Raw genomic sequence first — 15,983 nt, forward strand, 5'->3', positions numbered from 1 at the left:
GTGTCCTGCTTCCATGGGTACCATCATGGCGCGCACGCGTTGAAAGGTGAATGCTCGTTCGGATCGCATAGCGACTCGATCGTCTCAACACGATGTCCGCCCAAGTCATGTATTCATCTAGACGTCTCATGCGCGTCACCGGGACGTCACATCGGCTTCCTAGAATCTCCCGAACGTTTCAGCGTGCCCGTCCGGCGCGCGCCATCGAGGGAAGCTATGGACGCAATTCGCATCGAGCGTCTCACCAAGACGTTCAGGAGTGGCCGCAAGGCGCTGGATTCCGTGGATCTGCGCGTGCAGGAGGGCGAGATGGTCGCGCTGATCGGCGCGTCGGGATCGGGAAAATCCACGCTGCTGCGGCATATCGCCGGTTTTACGGCATCCGACCCCGCGCCGTCGCACGTCACCTTGCTCGGCCGGCCGATCCAGCAGAACGGCAAGATCGTGCGCGAAGTGCGTTCGATTCGCCGCGACGTCGCTTTCGTATTCCAGCAGTTCAATCTGGTCGGACGCCTCACGGTGCTGACCAACGTGCTGATCGGCGCGCTGTCCCGCGTGTCGTTGTGGCGCCGTCTTACGGGCCGCTTTCCGCGCGGCGAGCGCAGCTTCGCACTGGAATCCCTGACCGCGATGGGCATCGGCGAGCATGCGCTGGAACGCGCCAGCAATCTTTCCGGCGGTCAGCAGCAGCGTGCCGCGCTGGCCCGCGCGCTGGTGCAGCGTGCGCGCATCGTGCTCGCGGACGAGCCGATCGCGTCGCTCGATCCCGAATCGGCGCGCCGCGTGATGGACCTGATGCAGTCGCTCAATCGCGAGCATGGCCTGACGGTCGTGGTGTCGCTGCATCAGATCGATGTCGCCATGAAGTACTGCCCGCGCACCATCGCGCTGCGCGACGGCCGCGTGGTGTTTGACGGCGCCTCCGAGCGCCTGACGCCGCCGGTGCTGCGCGAGCTGTACGGCGCGTCGGCGGATGAACTGCTGACGACGCAGCGCGCCTCACAGGAACGCACAGAGGCACAGCCGTCTGAAGCGACCGATCAACGCGCACATGCCTCGCCGGTGTTCGCATCGGCGGCCGGCTCCTGAAGTTCGAACTAACCTCTTCTCTGGATCGCACCATGAAAGCAGCCCGTTTCATCCTGGCTGGCGCCGCGCTTGCCTGTCTCCTGACGCAGCCCGTGATGGCCGATACGATCAACTTCGGCATCATCTCGACAGACTCGTCCGCCGCGCTCAAGCAACGCTGGCAGCCGCTCATCGACGATCTCAACAAGCAGACCGGCCTCGACGTGAAGGCCTACTTCGCGACCGACTACGCCGGCATCATCGAAGCCATGCGTTTCAACAAGGTGCAGATCGGCTTTTTCGGCAATGCTTCGGCGATCGAAGCCGTGGATCGGTCGAACGGCGAAGTCTTCGCGAAGGTGAAGTACAAGAACGGCGAGGCGGGCTACTACTCGCTGCTCATCACGAACGCCAACAGCAAGTGGAAGTCGCTCGACCAGGTGCTGAAGAACACGAAGGACATCAACCTCGGTTTCGGCGATCCCAACTCGACGTCGGGCACGCTGGTGCCGTCGTACTATCTGTTCGCGAAGAACGGCATCAACGCGAAGACGGCCTTCAAGAGTGTGCTGCCGTCGAGCCACGAGGCAAACATGCTTGCGGTGGTCAACGACAAGGTGGACGTCGCCACCAACAACACCGACATGCTCGATACCATCAAGACCCAGCATCCCGAGCTGTATCCGAAGGTGCGGGTGCTGTGGAAGTCGCCGCTGATTCCGTCGGATCCGCTGGTGTGGCGCCGTGATCTGCCGCAGGCCACGAAGGACAAGCTGCGTACCTTCTTCGATCACTACGCGCAGAAGGATCCGCACGAGCAGCAGGTCATCAACGCAATCTCAGGCTATGCGGGCTTCGCCGATTCTTCGGACGCGCAGCTCGTGCCGATCCGCCAGATGGCGCTGTTCCAGAAGAAGCAGCAGATCCAGAACAACGCCAATCTCGACGACGCCGACAAGAAGGCCCAGGTTGCCGCGCTCGACCAGAAGATCGCCGCGCTCGACAACCCGGCGGCCAAGTAAATGAAGCCGCTCGACGTCACCACGTTCGAGGCCGGCATCGCGCGTCCCGCGCATACGGCGGCGGGAAAGCGCAGCTGGATGTCGATGTTCGGCTGGATCGCCGTCGTGGCCGTGCTCGGCCTGTCCTGGCACAGCGCTGACATGCGTCCGCTGGATCTGCTCGGCGCATCGGGCAACATGAGCCAGTTCGCGCGCGACTTCTTCCCGCCCGACTTCACCGAATGGCGCACGTATGTGCAGGAGATGATCGTGACGCTCGCGGTTGCGGTGTGGGGCACGGCGCTCGCGCTGGTCTGCGCCGTGCCGTGCGGGCTGCTGTCGGCGCAAAACATCGCGCCCGTCTGGATCTCACAACCCGTGCGCCGCCTGATGGACGCGTGCCGCGCGATCAACGAGATGGTTTTCGCGATGCTGTTCATCGTCGCGGTGGGGCTCGGGCCGTTCGCGGGCGTGCTCGCGCTGTGGGTGCACACGACGGGTGTGCTCGCCAAGCTGTTCGCGGAAGCGGTCGAAGCTGTCGATGCACGCCCCGCCGAAGGCGTGCGCGCCACCGGTGCGAGCAGTCTCGATGAAATCATCTACGGCGTGCTGCCGCAGGTCTTGCCGTTGTGGATCTCGTTTGCGCTGTATCGCTTCGAGTCGAACGTGCGCTCGGCGATGGTCGTCGGCATGGTCGGCGCGGGCGGGATCGGCGTCGTGCTGTACGAGGCGATTCGCTCGTTCAATTATGCGCAGACGGCGGCGGTGATGCTGATCGTGATCGTCATCGTGTCGCTGATCGATCTCGTGTCGGGCTGGGTGCGGGAGCGGGTGATCTGAGGCGCTTTTGCTGAACGCGCAATCGACTCATGATGTGAGTCAATTACGCGTCCAATCGCTTCATGAGCCTTACTGATTCGACTCAAGATTCGAGTCGAATAGTGAGGCTAATCGCCTCAAAGCCCATCCAGCGCCATGTCATCGCCTTCATCGCTCATCTGGCAAGCCCCCACGTGGCCCGGCATGCATTACGACGCCGTTCGCACAGGCGGCGAGCTGGCCCGCGCGCACCGGATTCAAGGCATCGTTGAAGGCAAGCTGGCGGGTCTGCGCTTCGACCAGCGCCTCGAACTCACCGCCGAAGCCTGGAGCCAGGATGCTGTCGCGACGGCCGCCATCGAGGGCGAGCGCATCGATCTCGCCGCCGTGCGCTCGTCCGTGGCACGGCGCCTGGGCGTCGGGAAGCAGGATGGCCCCAACGCGCCTCGAAACGTCGAAGGCCTGCTCGACATCATGGATGATGCCGTGCTGAAAAGAAACGCTCCGCTTACGCATGATCGTTTATGTGCGTGGCAGGCGGCGCTTTTTCCGACCGGTTACTCGGGCATGGTCAAGTTTCGGGTCGGGGCATACCGCGAACATGCCGAGCCGATGCAGATCGTCAGCGGGCAAGTCGGACGCGAACGGGTCCACTATGAAGCACCTTCATCGGCCCGCGTTCCAGCGGAAATGCAAACGTTCCTGGAGTGGTTCAACGCAAAGACCGAGCACGACACGCTGGTCAAGGCTGCGCTCGCTCACCTGTGGTTCGAAACGATTCATCCCTTTGAGGACGGGAATGGCCGCATTGGCCGCGTACTCATCGACCTTGTACTGGCGCGGGACAGCGGCGAGGTCAGCCGCCTGATCCGGACCTCACAGCGCTTGCTCGACAAGCGACGCGACTACTACGAGCAACTCGAACGCGCGCAGCACGGCGCTCTCGACGTCACCGAATGGGTCCTGTGGTTCGTGGAACAAGTGCGGGTGTCTGCGACGAAGCGTCGACTGCCGTGGATGCCGCGCTTCAGAAAGCCATTTTCTGGATGAATCATCAGGACAAGGTACTCACGACCCGGCAGCGCACAGTCGTCAACCTGTTGTTCGATGCCGGTCCTGAGGGTTTCGAGGGAGGCATGAGCACCAGGAAGTACGAGAGCATCGGCGGCACCTCGCGGGCCACGGCCTCGCGTGAACTCATCGAACTCGAGGAGATGGCGCTACTGCGAAAGGTCGGCGCAGGTCGTTCGACGCGCTACTACCTGAACATTCCAGGGTGGGGCCCGGAAGACACGGCCCTCGCATAGACGCCCTCTCACCCTTGGCCGCCCGATGGTTCAAACGTGACTGCCAAGCGTGAGCACGTCGAGAAACTGCGCGCCGGCATCCGCGAGCATGCCCGAGTTGTCGATCGTGACGAGGTTCGCCTGCGGGGGAAGGGCGAACGCAGGACGCCGCGCAAGACGCGCCTCGATCTGCCGTGCGTCTTCACGGCCGCGCCGTGCGAGGCGGGCGGCCAGCACGGCGGGCGTGGCATCGATATGCACGAACTGCGCGTGCGGATAGCGTTCGAGAGCAAGCCCCGCGTGCTGGCGCGAGCCGTTCACCACCACCGGCATGCCGCGCGCGAGCCACGCATCGAGTTCGATGCCGATGCCGTAGCGCAGCCCGAGGCTCTCCCAATGCATCGCGAACAAGCCATACGAAAGCCGCGAGGCGAATTCGTCATGCGTGAGCGCGATGTGATTCTCGCCGTCCGCGACGGCGCGCGTGATATAGCGATGCGCGAACATCACCCGCGTCCCGACGCGTTCGCGCGCAAAGCCGAGCAGCGAGTCCTTGCCCGCGCCCGACGGTCCCATCACGTAGATCAGTTTCGTGCTGTCCACTCCGCTCATGCTCCATCCTGTACGTTGTTGAACGGCAGGCGCTGCCACAGCATGAACGGCGCGCCCGGCTCCGGTTCGACGAAGAGCGCCGCGCCATGGACCGGCAGTGCGCCCAGCGTATCGATGCGCCGCGTCCAGTCCGACACGACCGCGTCACGCCGGCCGGCATCATCGAGCGAATCGGAGAGCGTCATGTGAAAGCGATATTCGTCGAACACGTACGGGTAGCCCCATTCACGCAGCAGTTCGATCTGCCGGGCGCTCATGCCTTCCGTGATGCGCCGCTCGATGTTCTCGTGCGAAGGCCGCTTGCGCAGCGGCGCCAGCGCGATGAGCGCGTCGCCGGCGAGTGCGCGCAGCGTGGCGTCGTCGTGCGGGGTGGCGGGACGCAGCGCGGCGAAGCGGCCGAGCGCTTCGGCGCGCACCGCCATCTCGAAGCGCGGCACCGTGCCGGCCCAGGCCCGCGCCGAGGCAAGCACATCCGCGAGTTCGACACCGGGCGCCATGTGAAAGGGCGCGACGAGCGTGGCGTGCCAGCCGTAGCGGCGCGGCGCGTGCGTGACGTCGTGCGCGGGAGTCGCGCTCTCGCGGCCGCTTTCGGGATCGCGCCCGAGCCATTCGCAACCTTCGCGCCACCATGCGGACGATGCAGGCGGCGCGTAATACAGCGCCACGCGGGGGTGGCGGGCATGCACCTGCGCGACGATCATGAGCCGTGCTCGACCATCAGTTGCACGCGGTCTGCCGCGAAGTGCGTGAAGCCGTACTTGATCGGCACGCCTCCCTCGTCGACATCGACGTTCTCGACCCACAGCACCGGCTGCTGGCGGTTGATCTGCAAACGCCGCGCTACTTCCGACGAAGGCAGCACGCTGCCGATACGGCTCCACTTGCGCATGTAATCCTTCACGCCAAACTGTTCGAGCGCGGCGCTCACGCCGCCCGCGGCATCGATGGCGTCCGGCAAGCCGTTGAAGCGCGCCGCCGGATACCAGTTGCGCGCGTAGGTCATCGGGATGCCATCGGAATCGTGGCGCGTTTCGATCTGATAGACCAGCGTGCCGGCGCGCACGCAGAGCGCCTTGGCCACGGTCGGATCCGCCTTCACGCGGTCCGAAGTCAGCACGACGCCGGCGGAGGTGTGCTTCTGGCTGCGCAGGTTTTCGGTGAAGCGCGTGCGCCGGCCAATCTGGTAGTCGATGGCGCCCGGCTGCACGAAGGTGCCGCGCCCCTGTTCGACGCTGACGAGGCCAGTGGCCGCCAGCCTGAGCATGGCGCGGCGCACGGTATGACGATTCACGTCGAAACGCCGCGCGAGTTCGGCCTCGCTCGGCAGGCGGCCTTCCTCGCCGAAGCTCTTGGCCGCGATCTCCGCGGCGAGGATCTGCTCGATCTGCCGCCACACCGAGACCCCCGCGCCGCGTTCGACCGCGTGCCCGGGAGCGTTGCTGTCGTGGATTGCGTTCGATGTCATGTCGCTGTCATTCCGGTACGTTTGAATATCGTTCTCTGGATTGTAGTGCGCAACTCGTGATGGAAATGTGAAACCCCCTCCACACGACCAAACGTCTAGACGACTAGATCAGACAACGAGTAGCATGCGACGGCCGAATCCTTCCCGACATGAGGAACGCAATGAGTACTTCAATGGAGCCGCACGACGCCGGCAACCGCCGCGCCTGGATGGCGGTGCTGGCGCGCACGTCGCGCGATGCGCTGAAGCAGGCGCTGGAAGCGGCGCTCGACGGTGCGCCGCTGCCTGACTATGAATGGCTGCGCGCGCCGGACATCGGCCTGGCGATGGTGCGCGGGCGCATTGGCGGCACGGGCGACGCGTTCAATCTCGGCGAAGCCACCGTCACGCGCGCCACGCTGCGTCTGCGCACCGCCAGCGGCCATGCGCCGGTGGGCGTCGCAGTCCACATGGGCCGCGACAAGGAGCGGGCGACGCTCGCCGCGCTCGCCGATGCGCTGTTGCAGACGCCTTCCCACGGGGCGCGCCTGCAGACGCGTTTGATCGAGCCGCTGGCCGCGCGTATTGCCGACGAACGGCGCCGCAAGGAAGCGGAAGCGGCGGCGACCAAGGTCGAATTCTTCACGATGGTGAGAGGCGAATGATGCAGATCGACATGACCACGCTCGTGCCCGGTTTCAACGATCCCGTACACGATGCGCAACGCGTGTTCCGCGCGTTGCTGGATGCACTGTCGCGTCCCGGCAGTGTGCTCGCGATCGATGCCGCGCTGCCGGACAATCACGCGATGCGCGACGCGCTTGCCGGGCGCGTGCCGCTCGCGGCGTTCGCCGCGTTGCTGGCGCTGGCGGATTATTCGACGCCGGTGCTCGTCGAGCGCGAAGATTCGGTGCTCGGCGACGCGCTGCGCTTCCATGCGAGCGCGCCGCTCACACGCGACCGCCGCGCGGCTGCGTTCGCCTATATCGACGACGCGCGCAACATGCCATCGCTCGATGCGTTCTCGCACGGCGACCCCGAGACGCCCGAAACGTCGGCGACGCTGTTCATCCGCGTGCCGTCGCTAACGGAAGGCGAGCCGCTCGTATGGAGCGGTCCGGGCATCGCGCAGACGCGTACGGTCGGCATCGCGGGTCTGCCGCCTGGGTTCTGGCGCGAACGTGCGGCGCTCGCCGCACTGTTTCCCTGCGGCATCGACTGTTGCTTTGTCGCGGGCGGCTCGCTGATCGGGCTGCCGCGCACGACTCACGTGGAGGTGAACTGATGTACGTCGCGGTCAAGGGTGGCGAACGCGCCATCGAACGTTCATGGGACGTACTCGCGAAGCAGCGCCGCGGCGATCTCGCCGTGCCCGAGTTGTCCGTCGCGCAGATACGCGAGCAGATGCGGCTGGCCGTGGCGCGCGTGATGACCGAAGGCTCGGTCTACGACGAGGACCTCGCGGCGCTCGCCATCAAGCAGGCAGCCGGCGATCTGGTGGAGGCGATTTTCCTGCTGCGCGCCTATCGCACGACGCTGCCGCGCTTCGGCTACACGCTGCCAGTGAATACCGAGGCAATGTGCGTCGAGCGCCGCATCTCGGCGGCGTTCAAGGATATTCCGGGCGGGCAGATGCTCGGCGGCACCTACGATTACACGCAACGTCTGCTCGACTTCACCTTGCTCGCCGAAGGCGAACCGGTTAGCGATGCAACTATTCCCGCGAAGACGGCATCGGTGGACGCCATGCCGCGCGTGCTGTCGATGCTCGACAAGGAAGGGCTGATCGAACAGGAACGCGTGCGGGAGAACGCGCCGGAACCGGGCGACCTGTCGCGCGAGCCGCTGTCGTTTCCCGCCGATCGCCCGACGCGTCTGCAAAATCTGGCACGCGGCGACGAAGGCTTCCTGCTGGCGGTCGGCTACGCGACGCAGCGCGGCTACGCGCACAGCCATCCGTTCGCGGGCGAGATCCGGCATGGCGAAGTCGCGGTGGAAATGCACATCGACGAACTGGGCTTTGCAGTGGAGATCGGCGACATCGACATCACCGAGTGCCAGATGATCAACCAGTTCGCGGGCAGCGGCGAGGTGCCGCCGGCCTTCACGCAAGGCTATGGACTCGCGTTCGGCCACTCGGAGCGCAAGGCGATGGCCATGGCGCTGGTGGACCGCGCCCTGCGCGCGCAGGAGCTGGGTGAAACGGTCGGCTCGCCGACCCAGGATCCCGAGTTCGTGCTGTATCACAGCGACAACGTCGAGGCGTCCGGCTTCGTGCAGCATCTGAAGCTGCCGCATTACGTCGACTTCCAGTCCGAGCTCGAACTGCTGCGCCGCCTGCGCGCGGCGCATGGCAAGGACGACCATCAGGAGCATGCGGCATGAACGCGCTGACCGAAGGCTATAACTTCGCCTATCTCGACGAGCAGACCAAGCGCATGATCCGCCGCGCGCTGCTCAAGGCCGTGGCGGTGCCGGGTTACCAGGTGCCGTTCGCGTCACGCGAAATGCCGCTGCCGTACGGCTGGGGTACGGGCGGCCTGCAGGTGACCTCGGCGATCATCGGCGCGCGCGATACGCTCAAGGTGATCGACCAGGGCTCCGACGAAACCACCAACGCCGTGAACATCCGCCGCTTCTTCGCGCGCACGGCGGGCGTGGCGACCACGACGCGCACCGCCGACGCCAGCATCGTGCAGACGCGTCACCGCATTCCCGAGACGCCGCTGACGGAGCAGCAGATCCTGGTCTATCAGGTGCCGATGCCCGAGCCGCTGTACCGGCTGGAACCGCGTGTGACCGAGTGCAGGAAGCTGCACGCGCTCGCGGACTACGGCCTCATCAACGTGAAATACTACGAGGACATCGTGCAGCATGGCAGCATCGCGACGACCTACGACTATCCGGTGATGGTGAACGATCGCTATCTGACGTCGCCCTCGCCGATCCCGAAGTTCGACAACCCGAAGATGCACATGAACCCCGCGCTGCAACTGTTTGGCGCGGGCCGCGAACGGCGCATCTATGCCATTCCGCCTTATACGAAGGTGAAGAGCCTCGACTTCGAAGACCATCCGTTCAGCGTGCAGAAGTGGGAGCATGCCTGCGCATTGTGCGGTTCGCGCGAAAGCTTCCTCGACGAGATGATCGTCGACGATCAGGGCGCGCGCATGTTCGTCTGTTCCGACAGTGACTTCTGCCACAGCCGGCGCGATGAGTCGGACAACGCGTCCGGCAACGAGGAGGCGCCCCAGTGAACGCATTGCTGAAAGCCACGCGCCTCACGAAGCGCTATGACGGACGCGGCGGCTGCGTCGACGTCGATCTCGAAGTCCGTGCGGGTGAAGTGCTGTGCATCGTCGGCGAATCGGGTTCGGGCAAGTCCACCTTGCTGAACGCGCTCGCGTTGCGCAGCGGCATCGATGGCGGCGCGCTCGCCTACACCACGTGCGAAGGCGAAACGCTCGACCTGCTCACGCTCGCCGAACCGCGCCGCCGCCTGCTGTCGCGCACCGAATGGGGCTTCGTGCACCAGAACGCACGCGATGGACTGCGGCGCAACGTGTCGGCGGGGGCCAACATCGGCGAGCCGCTGATGGCCATCGGCGCACGGCATTACGGGCACCTGCGCGAGACCTCGGCTGACTGGATGCAGCGCGTCGAACTCGATGCCGCGCGCATCGACGAGCTGCCTTCGGCGTTTTCCGGCGGCATGCAGCAACGCCTGCAGATCGCGCGTAATCTGGTGACGGGCCCGCGTCTCGTGTTCATGGACGAACCCACCGCCGGCCTCGACGTCTCCGTGCAGGCGCGCCTGCTCGACCTGCTGCGCACGCTCACCAGCAAGCTGCATCTGGCGGCCGTGATCGTCACGCATGATATCGGCGTGGCACGGTTGCTCGCGCATCGCCTGATGGTGATGAAGGACGGGCGCGTGGTGGAGAGCGGCCTGACCGACCAGGTGCTCGACGATCCGCAACATCCCTACACGCAGACGCTCGTCGCGTCCGTGCTGCCCGTTTGAGGTACGACAGATGACCACGAATGACTTCGTCACTCACGACCGGCTGATGCTCCAGGCACGCGGCATCGAGAAGACTTTCACGCTGCATCAACAGGGCGGGGCGCGCATTGCCGCGCTGGCGGGCGTGTCGCTGGATGTCGCGCGCGGCGAGTGCGTCGTGCTCGCGGGCGCGTCCGGCGCAGGCAAGAGCACCTTCCTGCGCTGCATGTATGGCAACTACCTCGCGACGCGCGGCACCATCGCCATTCGCGACGACAGTCAGCCTGCGCGTCACGTGATGCTGACGAGCGCCGAGCCGCACGAGATCCTGCGTCTGCGCAACACGACCCTGGGCTATGTGAGTCAGTTCCTGCGCGCAATCCCGCGTGTGAGCGCGCTCGATCTCGTCGCGGAGCCGCTGGTGTCGCGCGGCATCGAGGAGGAGGCGGCGCGCGTGCGTGCGCGCGGCCTGCTCGAACGGCTCAACGTGCCGCGCCGGCTGTGGAACCTCGCGCCCGCGACGTTTTCGGGCGGCGAGCAGCAGCGCGTGAACATCGCGCGCGGCTTGATCGCAGCGCATCCGCTGCTGTTGCTCGACGAACCCACCGCGTCGCTCGATGCCGAAAACCGCGACGTGGTCGCGGACCTGATCGTCGAGGCGCGCGAGCAGGGCGCCGCAATCGTCGGCATCTTTCACGACGAGGACACGCGTGCGCGCGTCGCGACCCGCATCGTGCGGCTCGAGAGCGCCGCCGCCGCATCCGTTCAAACCGATTCCGGAGTGTTGCAGACATGCTGATCAAGAATGCGCGCATCGTGACGCGCGACGAGGACTTCACCGGCACTGTGCGGATCGCGGACGGGCTGATCGCGGAGATCGCGCCGGGCAATACAGCCGCGCGCGAAGCCGAGGACTGGGACGGCGACTATCTGCTGCCGGGTTTCGTCGAACTGCATACGGACAACATCGAGAAGCATCTCGCGCCGCGTCCGGGCGTGCTGTGGAATCCCGAAGCCGCGATCATCGTGCACGACGCGCAAGTGGCCTCGGCGGGCATCACGACCGTGTTCGATGCGCTGGGCGTCGGCTCGCGGCCGGAAGACGGCGTGCGCGGTCGCGAATTGCAGGTGCAGTGCGCGCAGTCGATCGGCAAGTTCGTCGAGCGCGGCGTGCTGCGCGCCGATCATTTCCTGCATCTGCGCTGCGAAGTGGGCACGACGGACGTGGTCGAGGTCTTCGATTCGCTGAGCGCGCATCCGCTCTTCCGGCTCGCCTCGGTGATGGATCACACGCCCGGGCAGCGGCAATGGCAGGACCACGAGAAGTGGCGCAAGTATCAGGAACGCCACGGCAAGTGGAGCGACGAGCACGCGAACAAGATCCTCGCCGAATTGGCCGAGCATCAGGCGCGCTATGCGGCGAAGCATCGCGGGGAGATTGTCGAGCGCTGCAAGACGCTCGGCATCTCGCTCGCGAGCCACGACGACACGCTCGTGGAGCATGTCGAGGAAGCCGCACGTGATGGCATCGCGCTCGCTGAATTCCCGACCACGCTGGACGCCGCGCGCGCGGCTCGCGAGCACGGCATCGCGACGATCATGGGCGCGCCGAACGTGGTGCGCGGCGGATCGCACTCGGGCAATGTCTCCGCGCTCGATCTGGCGCGCGAGGGGCTGCTGGACATCCTGTCGTCGGACTATGTACCGTCGAGCCTGCTGATCGCCGTGTTCGATCTGGTCGCGAAGGCGGGCTGGTCGCTGCCGCGTGCGGTCGCGACGGTTTCCTGGGCGCCCGCGCATGCGGCGGGGCTGACGGACCGCGGCGCCATCGCCCTCGGAGCGCGCGCCGATCTCGTGCGCGTAGCTTCGGTGGACGGCGTGCAAGTGCCGCGCGAAACCTGGCGCGCCGGACGACGCGTGGCCTGAGCCCGGCGCTTCATTCCTGACAGCCTCACGTCAGCACGCCGTCATACGCGGGTAAGCCCGCGTTGACGGCGTGCGCTCTTCTTCAGTACCCTCGCTGGCGAGTTCGCTGTGAGAATCGGTGTTCGCGTAACGAACATTCTTGGTTATTCGCTAGCAGAAGCGCAATCGGTGCCGGGCCATGAATCGCGAGCCGCCCGCGCCCAATCTGACAAAGGGAATGAAGTGAGCAGAAGTCCTGCCGTGAACGTCCAGACGTTCATCAACGACCATCCGTTCTCGCCGTTTCAGTGGCTCATCTTCGGGATGTGCTTCGTGATCGTGCTGCTGGACGGTTTCGATACCGCGGCGATCGGTTTCATTGCGCCCTCGCTGGTGGCCGAATGGCATATCAGCCGTCCGGCGCTGGCGCCGGTCCTGAGCGCGGCGCTGTTCGGCCTCGCAGCGGGTGCGCTCCTGTCGGGGCCGCTCTCCGACAAGCTGGGCCGCCGCGCGATGCTGCTTTCGTCCGTGCTGATCTTCGGCGTCGCGTGCCTGGCTTCGTCGTTCGCGGCGGACCTGACGCAACTCACTGCGTTGCGCTTCGTCACCGGCCTGGGTCTGGGCGCGGCCATGCCGAACGCCGTCACGATGATGAGCGAGTTCTGCCCCGACAACCGCCGCGCCACGCTGATCAACCTGATGTTCTGCGGCTTTCCGCTGGGTGCGGCGTTCGGCGGGTTTCTCGCGGCGTGGATGATCCCGCACTTCGGCTGGCGCAGCGTGCTGCTGCTTGGCGGCATCGCGCCGCTGGTGCTCTCGGTGCTGTTGATCGCGACGCTGCCGGAGTCGGTGCGCTACATGGTGGCGAAGGCTCGGCCGGTCGAGAAGATTCGCGCCACGCTTGCGCGCATCTCGGTGGACGCGATGCAGGCCGGTTCGTTCTTCATGACCGAGAAGGCGCCCGCCGCCGCCGGGCAGAGCGGCATGAGCGTGGTGCTGTCGCGCTCGTACATCGTCGGCTCGGTGATGCTGTGGGTCACGTATTTCATGGGCCTCGTGATCTTCTACGCGTCCATCAACTGGATGCCGATCCTGCTCAAGGAATCGGGCCTCGCGCCGCAGACCGCGACGCTGATCTCCGCGCTGTTCCCGCTCGGCGGCGTCGGCGCCGTGCTGTGCGGCGTGCTGATGGACAAGTTCAACGCGAACCGCATCATCGCCGTGTGCTATGTGCTGACCGCCGTGAGCGTGTATCTGATCGGTCAGGCAGTGGGCAACGTGGGACTGCTCGTGCTGGTCGTGTTCGTCGCGGGCGTGCTGATGAACACCGCGCAATCGTCGATGCCCGCGCTCGCCGCCGCCTTCTATCCCACTCAGGGACGCGGCACCGGCGTGGCATGGATGCTGGGCATCGGGCGCTTTGGCGGGATCGCGGGATCGTTTCTCGTTGCCGAGCTGACGCGCCTGCATTTCAGCTTCGGCGGCATTTTCGCGACCATCGCCGTGGCGGGTCTGATTTCCGCTGTCGCGTTGTTCATCAAGCAGGCCGCGCATCCGCAGACGGCCATGGCAAATGAACTGGACTCCACGGAGCCCGCCGGACATTGACGGATGTGAGTTCTGCGTGAGTGAACGCCCCGCGTGATGCGAGTCACGCGGGGCGTTTTGTTTGGTAGCGCGCGTTGCAATCCGCCTTCTGTTTGCCGCTGCCGTGAGCGAAACGTCAGACCGTGGCATAGCGTGTGCTGACTCCTGAGATGCGACCGGCCGTCGGGTGCAGCGTTCCGACGGCCAGCAGGCATGACACGCCGCAAGAATCGCATTCCGACAATCGTCATCAGGAGCTTTCGATATGAAACGTTTTGCCCTTACCACTGCTGCCGGTGCCTTCGCTCTCGTGTGCGCATCCGCTTTCGCGCAGGACAATCCGCCGAGCTCGAGCACGGGCCTGCAAGCCGGCGACAACGCGCAGACGACCACGCAACCGGCTCATTCGATGTCGCATTCGCACAAGTCCTCATCGCATTCGAAGAAGATGCAAAAGAGCCCGATGGCAGCGGGCCCGTCCACCGAGCCGGGCGGCACCGCCACGCCGAGCGGTCCGGGTGCGCCGGTCACTGCGAGCGGCTCGGGCAAGTAACCTGCGCCGAAAAGCACAACGGGACGCCGTGCGGCGTCCCGTTGCGTTTGATGGCGTCCGACACTCAACGGATGAACGTGCCGAGTCCATCCGCATCGTAGTATTCGAGCGTCACGCGATCGCTCGAAAACGAAGCCTTCGAGATCGAACCCGGATTGGCGTTTTCGTTGACGAGCGTGAACGTGAAGACATCGCCGTCCCAGTGCGAAAGCGTGAGCGTCAACGGACGCGGCCCGATGACGATGACAAGCGCGCCATTCTGCTCGCTGACCTGGATCGGCCCGAAGTAGTCGTTCTGGTAAGTGCCGGTATAGGTGGACAACGCTCGCGCCGGCAGCGGTGCCGCGGGCGGCGTCGCGCCCACGAGCGAGCCGCTCGGCTTGGCGAGGGACGCCAGCGCATCGTTGTAGAGCTTGAACCAGTCGCGCTGGATCGAGCCGGTCTGCACGATGTCGAAGAACTGCTGGTTGAGCGCTTCCGCGACGCCGATCGGAAACGCATTCGTCAACGTGACAATGGCCAGATTCGTCGATGGCACGACCATGAAGTTGGTCGCCGCCCCCAGCGCGAATGCGCCCGAGTGACTGTACGACGGCCGTCCCGCGCTCGTCGTTCCCACGTTGAAACCATAACCGTAGTAGCCAGCCGGATCGCCGCCGCCGGGCGGAGAACTCTGCACCTGCGCGGTGGTGGCGGCCGCGAGCGCTGCGGCATCGACGATGCGCTTGCCGTTGAAGACGCCCGCGCCGAGCATCATCGCGAGCCACTTCGCCATGTCGTTGACCGACGAACTCACGCCGCCCGCCGGCGATTGCGGATCGGGCATCGTGCCCGTGCCCTGCACCCACGCATTGCCCACCTTGACGTGCCCGAGAGCGCGGTTCGGGCGCGCGACGAAATCGGCGTAACGGGAGCTGGTGCTGCTCATGCCGAGCGGTTGATACAGCACGTTGTCGGAGAGCGTTTCCCAGTCGATGCCCGCCGCCGTTGCAACGGCCTGCGCCCCCGCCGTGAGCCCGAAGTTGGTATAGAAGTACGAATGACGGAACGGATGCAGCGGCAAATAGCGCAGCCGTTGCAACACGTCCATGCGCCCATAGCCCATGTCTTCCAGCGTGTCGCCCGCATGATCGGGCAAGCCGGACTGGTGCGAGTAAAGATCGCCGATGGTCACGGCCGCGCTGACCTCGGCGTCCGACAACGTGAACCACGGCAATTGCGCGCGCACCGGCGTATTCCATGCAATCGAGCCGGTCCCGACCTGACGCGCCACGACGGCGGCGCCCACGGACTTGGATACCGACGCGAGCTGGAACACGGTGTCCGCATCGACTGCCTGACCTGAGCCCACGAGCCCCCTGCCGAGGACCGTGGCGTAGCCCGGCGGCGGGCCGCGCACGACCGCGACCGCCATGCCGGGAATGCCGGTGGCGGTCATCAGGTTGTTGGCGAGGGTATCGAGTTGCGCGAGCGCGGCGTTGACCTGCGCATCCGGCACGGGGCCGGTCGGGTTACTGCCGGAAGAAGTGGCTGCGCCGGAATCGTCGGAATCCGAACCGCCACATGCGGCGATCGTGCTGCACAGCGCCGCGCCGAGAAAGCGGCGGCGTCCTTGCGAAGGTCTCATACACGCGTCTCCCCGTTATCGTTACCGTTCTCGCGCACCGTGCGCTCGGCGGATTCTATATTGGAAACAATCCGTCAG

18 protein-coding genes are annotated in these 15,983 nt (G+C 65.6%); 14 read left to right on the forward strand and 4 right to left on the reverse strand.

Features of this window, described 5'->3' with window-relative positions; genetic code table 11:
- The first annotated feature begins 216 nt into the window (after positions 1-216).
- From phnC to QCE64_RS28640, 5 genes are all read left to right on the forward strand, one after another.
- Complete coding sequence (phnC, locus tag QCE64_RS28620) at positions 217-1,089, forward strand: phosphonate ABC transporter ATP-binding protein (RefSeq protein WP_309934387.1); 873 nt, start codon at positions 217-219, stop codon at positions 1,087-1,089.
- A gap of 32 nt (positions 1,090-1,121) precedes the next feature.
- A complete protein-coding gene (gene phnD, locus QCE64_RS28625) occupies positions 1,122-2,090 on the forward strand; it encodes a phosphonate ABC transporter substrate-binding protein (protein WP_309925632.1) in 969 nt (322 codons plus the stop codon).
- A 78-nt stretch (positions 2,091-2,168) separates the two neighbouring features.
- The gene (gene phnE / locus QCE64_RS28630) at positions 2,169-2,909 is read left to right on the forward strand and encodes a phosphonate ABC transporter, permease protein PhnE (RefSeq protein WP_309821162.1); all 741 of its coding nucleotides are present in this window, start codon (positions 2,169-2,171) and stop codon (positions 2,907-2,909) included.
- A 183-nt stretch (positions 2,910-3,092) separates the two neighbouring features.
- Positions 3,093-3,938 carry a DUF4172 domain-containing protein gene (locus tag QCE64_RS28635; RefSeq protein ID WP_310007569.1) on the forward strand — a complete coding sequence of 282 codons (846 nt, stop codon included), beginning with the start codon at positions 3,093-3,095 and terminating at the stop codon, positions 3,936-3,938.
- Positions 3,939-4,024: 86 nt separating this feature from the next.
- Positions 4,025-4,195 carry a hypothetical protein gene (locus QCE64_RS28640; protein ID WP_310007571.1) on the forward strand — a complete coding sequence of 57 codons (171 nt, stop codon included), beginning with the start codon at positions 4,025-4,027 and terminating at the stop codon, positions 4,193-4,195.
- Between the two features lie 30 nt (positions 4,196-4,225).
- Here the strand turns inward: QCE64_RS28640 and phnN are convergent, their stop codons facing one another.
- From phnN to phnF, 3 genes are read right to left on the reverse strand one after another with little or no spacing between them, the layout of a single operon-like run.
- Positions 4,226-4,786: a phosphonate metabolism protein/1,5-bisphosphokinase (PRPP-forming) PhnN gene (gene phnN, locus QCE64_RS28645; RefSeq protein ID WP_310007581.1), complete on the reverse strand. Its 561-nt coding sequence runs from the start codon at positions 4,784-4,786 to the stop codon at positions 4,226-4,228.
- Positions 4,783-5,487, reverse strand: a complete 705-nt coding sequence (locus tag QCE64_RS28650; RefSeq protein ID WP_309934394.1) for a DUF1045 domain-containing protein — start codon at positions 5,485-5,487, stop codon at positions 4,783-4,785. Before QCE64_RS28650 ends, phnN begins: the two co-directional genes overlap by 4 nt.
- Complete coding sequence (phnF, locus tag QCE64_RS28655) at positions 5,484-6,251, reverse strand: phosphonate metabolism transcriptional regulator PhnF (RefSeq protein ID WP_309925640.1); 768 nt, start codon at positions 6,249-6,251, stop codon at positions 5,484-5,486. The genes QCE64_RS28650 and phnF overlap by 4 nt, the downstream gene beginning before the upstream one ends.
- Before the next feature lie 161 nt (positions 6,252-6,412).
- Between phnF and phnG the strand changes: the two genes are divergently transcribed.
- The 9 genes from phnG to QCE64_RS28700 all read left to right on the forward strand — a co-directional run bounded on the left by phnG (position 6,413) and on the right by QCE64_RS28700 (position 14,278).
- Positions 6,413-6,895 carry a phosphonate C-P lyase system protein PhnG gene (gene phnG / locus QCE64_RS28660; protein WP_310007583.1) on the forward strand — a complete coding sequence of 161 codons (483 nt, stop codon included), beginning with the start codon at positions 6,413-6,415 and terminating at the stop codon, positions 6,893-6,895.
- Positions 6,892-7,515, forward strand: a complete 624-nt coding sequence (gene phnH / locus QCE64_RS28665) for a phosphonate C-P lyase system protein PhnH (protein ID WP_309925642.1) — start codon at positions 6,892-6,894, stop codon at positions 7,513-7,515. The genes phnG and phnH overlap by 4 nt, the downstream gene beginning before the upstream one ends.
- A complete protein-coding gene (locus QCE64_RS28670) occupies positions 7,515-8,615 on the forward strand; it encodes a carbon-phosphorus lyase complex subunit PhnI (RefSeq protein ID WP_309934396.1) in 1,101 nt (366 codons plus the stop codon). Before phnH ends, QCE64_RS28670 begins: the two co-directional genes overlap by 1 nt.
- Positions 8,612-9,487: an alpha-D-ribose 1-methylphosphonate 5-phosphate C-P-lyase PhnJ gene (locus tag QCE64_RS28675; RefSeq protein ID WP_309934398.1), complete on the forward strand. Its 876-nt coding sequence runs from the start codon at positions 8,612-8,614 to the stop codon at positions 9,485-9,487. The genes QCE64_RS28670 and QCE64_RS28675 overlap by 4 nt, the downstream gene beginning before the upstream one ends.
- The gene (phnK, locus tag QCE64_RS28680; RefSeq protein WP_310007585.1) at positions 9,484-10,254 is read left to right on the forward strand and encodes a phosphonate C-P lyase system protein PhnK; all 771 of its coding nucleotides are present in this window, start codon (positions 9,484-9,486) and stop codon (positions 10,252-10,254) included. Before QCE64_RS28675 ends, phnK begins: the two co-directional genes overlap by 4 nt.
- Before the next feature lie 10 nt (positions 10,255-10,264).
- Positions 10,265-11,032 carry a phosphonate C-P lyase system protein PhnL gene (gene phnL, locus QCE64_RS28685; protein WP_309925648.1) on the forward strand — a complete coding sequence of 256 codons (768 nt, stop codon included), beginning with the start codon at positions 10,265-10,267 and terminating at the stop codon, positions 11,030-11,032.
- A complete protein-coding gene (locus QCE64_RS28690) occupies positions 11,026-12,159 on the forward strand; it encodes an alpha-D-ribose 1-methylphosphonate 5-triphosphate diphosphatase (RefSeq protein ID WP_310007587.1) in 1,134 nt (377 codons plus the stop codon). The genes phnL and QCE64_RS28690 overlap by 7 nt, the downstream gene beginning before the upstream one ends.
- 222 nt (positions 12,160-12,381) lie before the next feature.
- A complete protein-coding gene (locus QCE64_RS28695) occupies positions 12,382-13,746 on the forward strand; it encodes an MFS transporter (RefSeq protein ID WP_309934403.1) in 1,365 nt (454 codons plus the stop codon).
- A gap of 244 nt (positions 13,747-13,990) precedes the next feature.
- Positions 13,991-14,278, forward strand: coding sequence for a hypothetical protein (locus QCE64_RS28700; protein ID WP_309925654.1), 288 nt, complete (start codon positions 13,991-13,993; stop codon positions 14,276-14,278).
- Positions 14,279-14,342: 64 nt separating this feature from the next.
- Here the strand turns inward: QCE64_RS28700 and QCE64_RS28705 are convergent, their stop codons facing one another.
- A complete protein-coding gene (locus tag QCE64_RS28705) occupies positions 14,343-15,905 on the reverse strand; it encodes a serine hydrolase (RefSeq protein ID WP_310007588.1) in 1,563 nt (520 codons plus the stop codon).
- Between the last annotated feature and the right edge of the window lie 78 nt (positions 15,906-15,983).

Source organism: Caballeronia sp. LZ043 (assembly GCF_031451075.1).
In the GTDB taxonomy this organism is placed as follows: domain Bacteria; phylum Pseudomonadota; class Gammaproteobacteria; order Burkholderiales; family Burkholderiaceae; genus Caballeronia.

Coding starts and splice junctions, on each gene's coding strand:
- phnG (WP_310007583.1), top strand. CDS start 6,413: ATGAGTACTTCAATGGAGCCGCACGACGCCGGCAACCGCCGCGCCTGG.
- QCE64_RS28670 (WP_309934396.1), top strand. CDS start 7,515: ATGTACGTCGCGGTCAAGGGTGGCGAACGCGCCATCGAACGTTCATGG.
- phnC (WP_309934387.1), top strand. CDS start 217: ATGGACGCAATTCGCATCGAGCGTCTCACCAAGACGTTCAGGAGTGGC.
- QCE64_RS28635 (WP_310007569.1), top strand. CDS start 3,093: ATGCATTACGACGCCGTTCGCACAGGCGGCGAGCTGGCCCGCGCGCAC.
- phnH (WP_309925642.1), top strand. CDS start 6,892: ATGATGCAGATCGACATGACCACGCTCGTGCCCGGTTTCAACGATCCC.
- phnN (WP_310007581.1), bottom strand. CDS start 4,786: ATGAGCGGAGTGGACAGCACGAAACTGATCTACGTGATGGGACCGTCG.
- phnE (WP_309821162.1), top strand. CDS start 2,169: ATGTCGATGTTCGGCTGGATCGCCGTCGTGGCCGTGCTCGGCCTGTCC.
- QCE64_RS28690 (WP_310007587.1), top strand. CDS start 11,026: ATGCTGATCAAGAATGCGCGCATCGTGACGCGCGACGAGGACTTCACC.
- QCE64_RS28700 (WP_309925654.1), top strand. CDS start 13,991: ATGAAACGTTTTGCCCTTACCACTGCTGCCGGTGCCTTCGCTCTCGTG.
- phnD (WP_309925632.1), top strand. CDS start 1,122: ATGAAAGCAGCCCGTTTCATCCTGGCTGGCGCCGCGCTTGCCTGTCTC.
- QCE64_RS28675 (WP_309934398.1), top strand. CDS start 8,612: ATGAACGCGCTGACCGAAGGCTATAACTTCGCCTATCTCGACGAGCAG.
- phnL (WP_309925648.1), top strand. CDS start 10,265: ATGACCACGAATGACTTCGTCACTCACGACCGGCTGATGCTCCAGGCA.
- QCE64_RS28650 (WP_309934394.1), bottom strand. CDS start 5,487: ATGATCGTCGCGCAGGTGCATGCCCGCCACCCCCGCGTGGCGCTGTAT.
- phnF (WP_309925640.1), bottom strand. CDS start 6,251: ATGACATCGAACGCAATCCACGACAGCAACGCTCCCGGGCACGCGGTC.
- QCE64_RS28705 (WP_310007588.1), bottom strand. CDS start 15,905: ATGAGACCTTCGCAAGGACGCCGCCGCTTTCTCGGCGCGGCGCTGTGC.
- QCE64_RS28640 (WP_310007571.1), top strand. CDS start 4,025: ATGAGCACCAGGAAGTACGAGAGCATCGGCGGCACCTCGCGGGCCACG.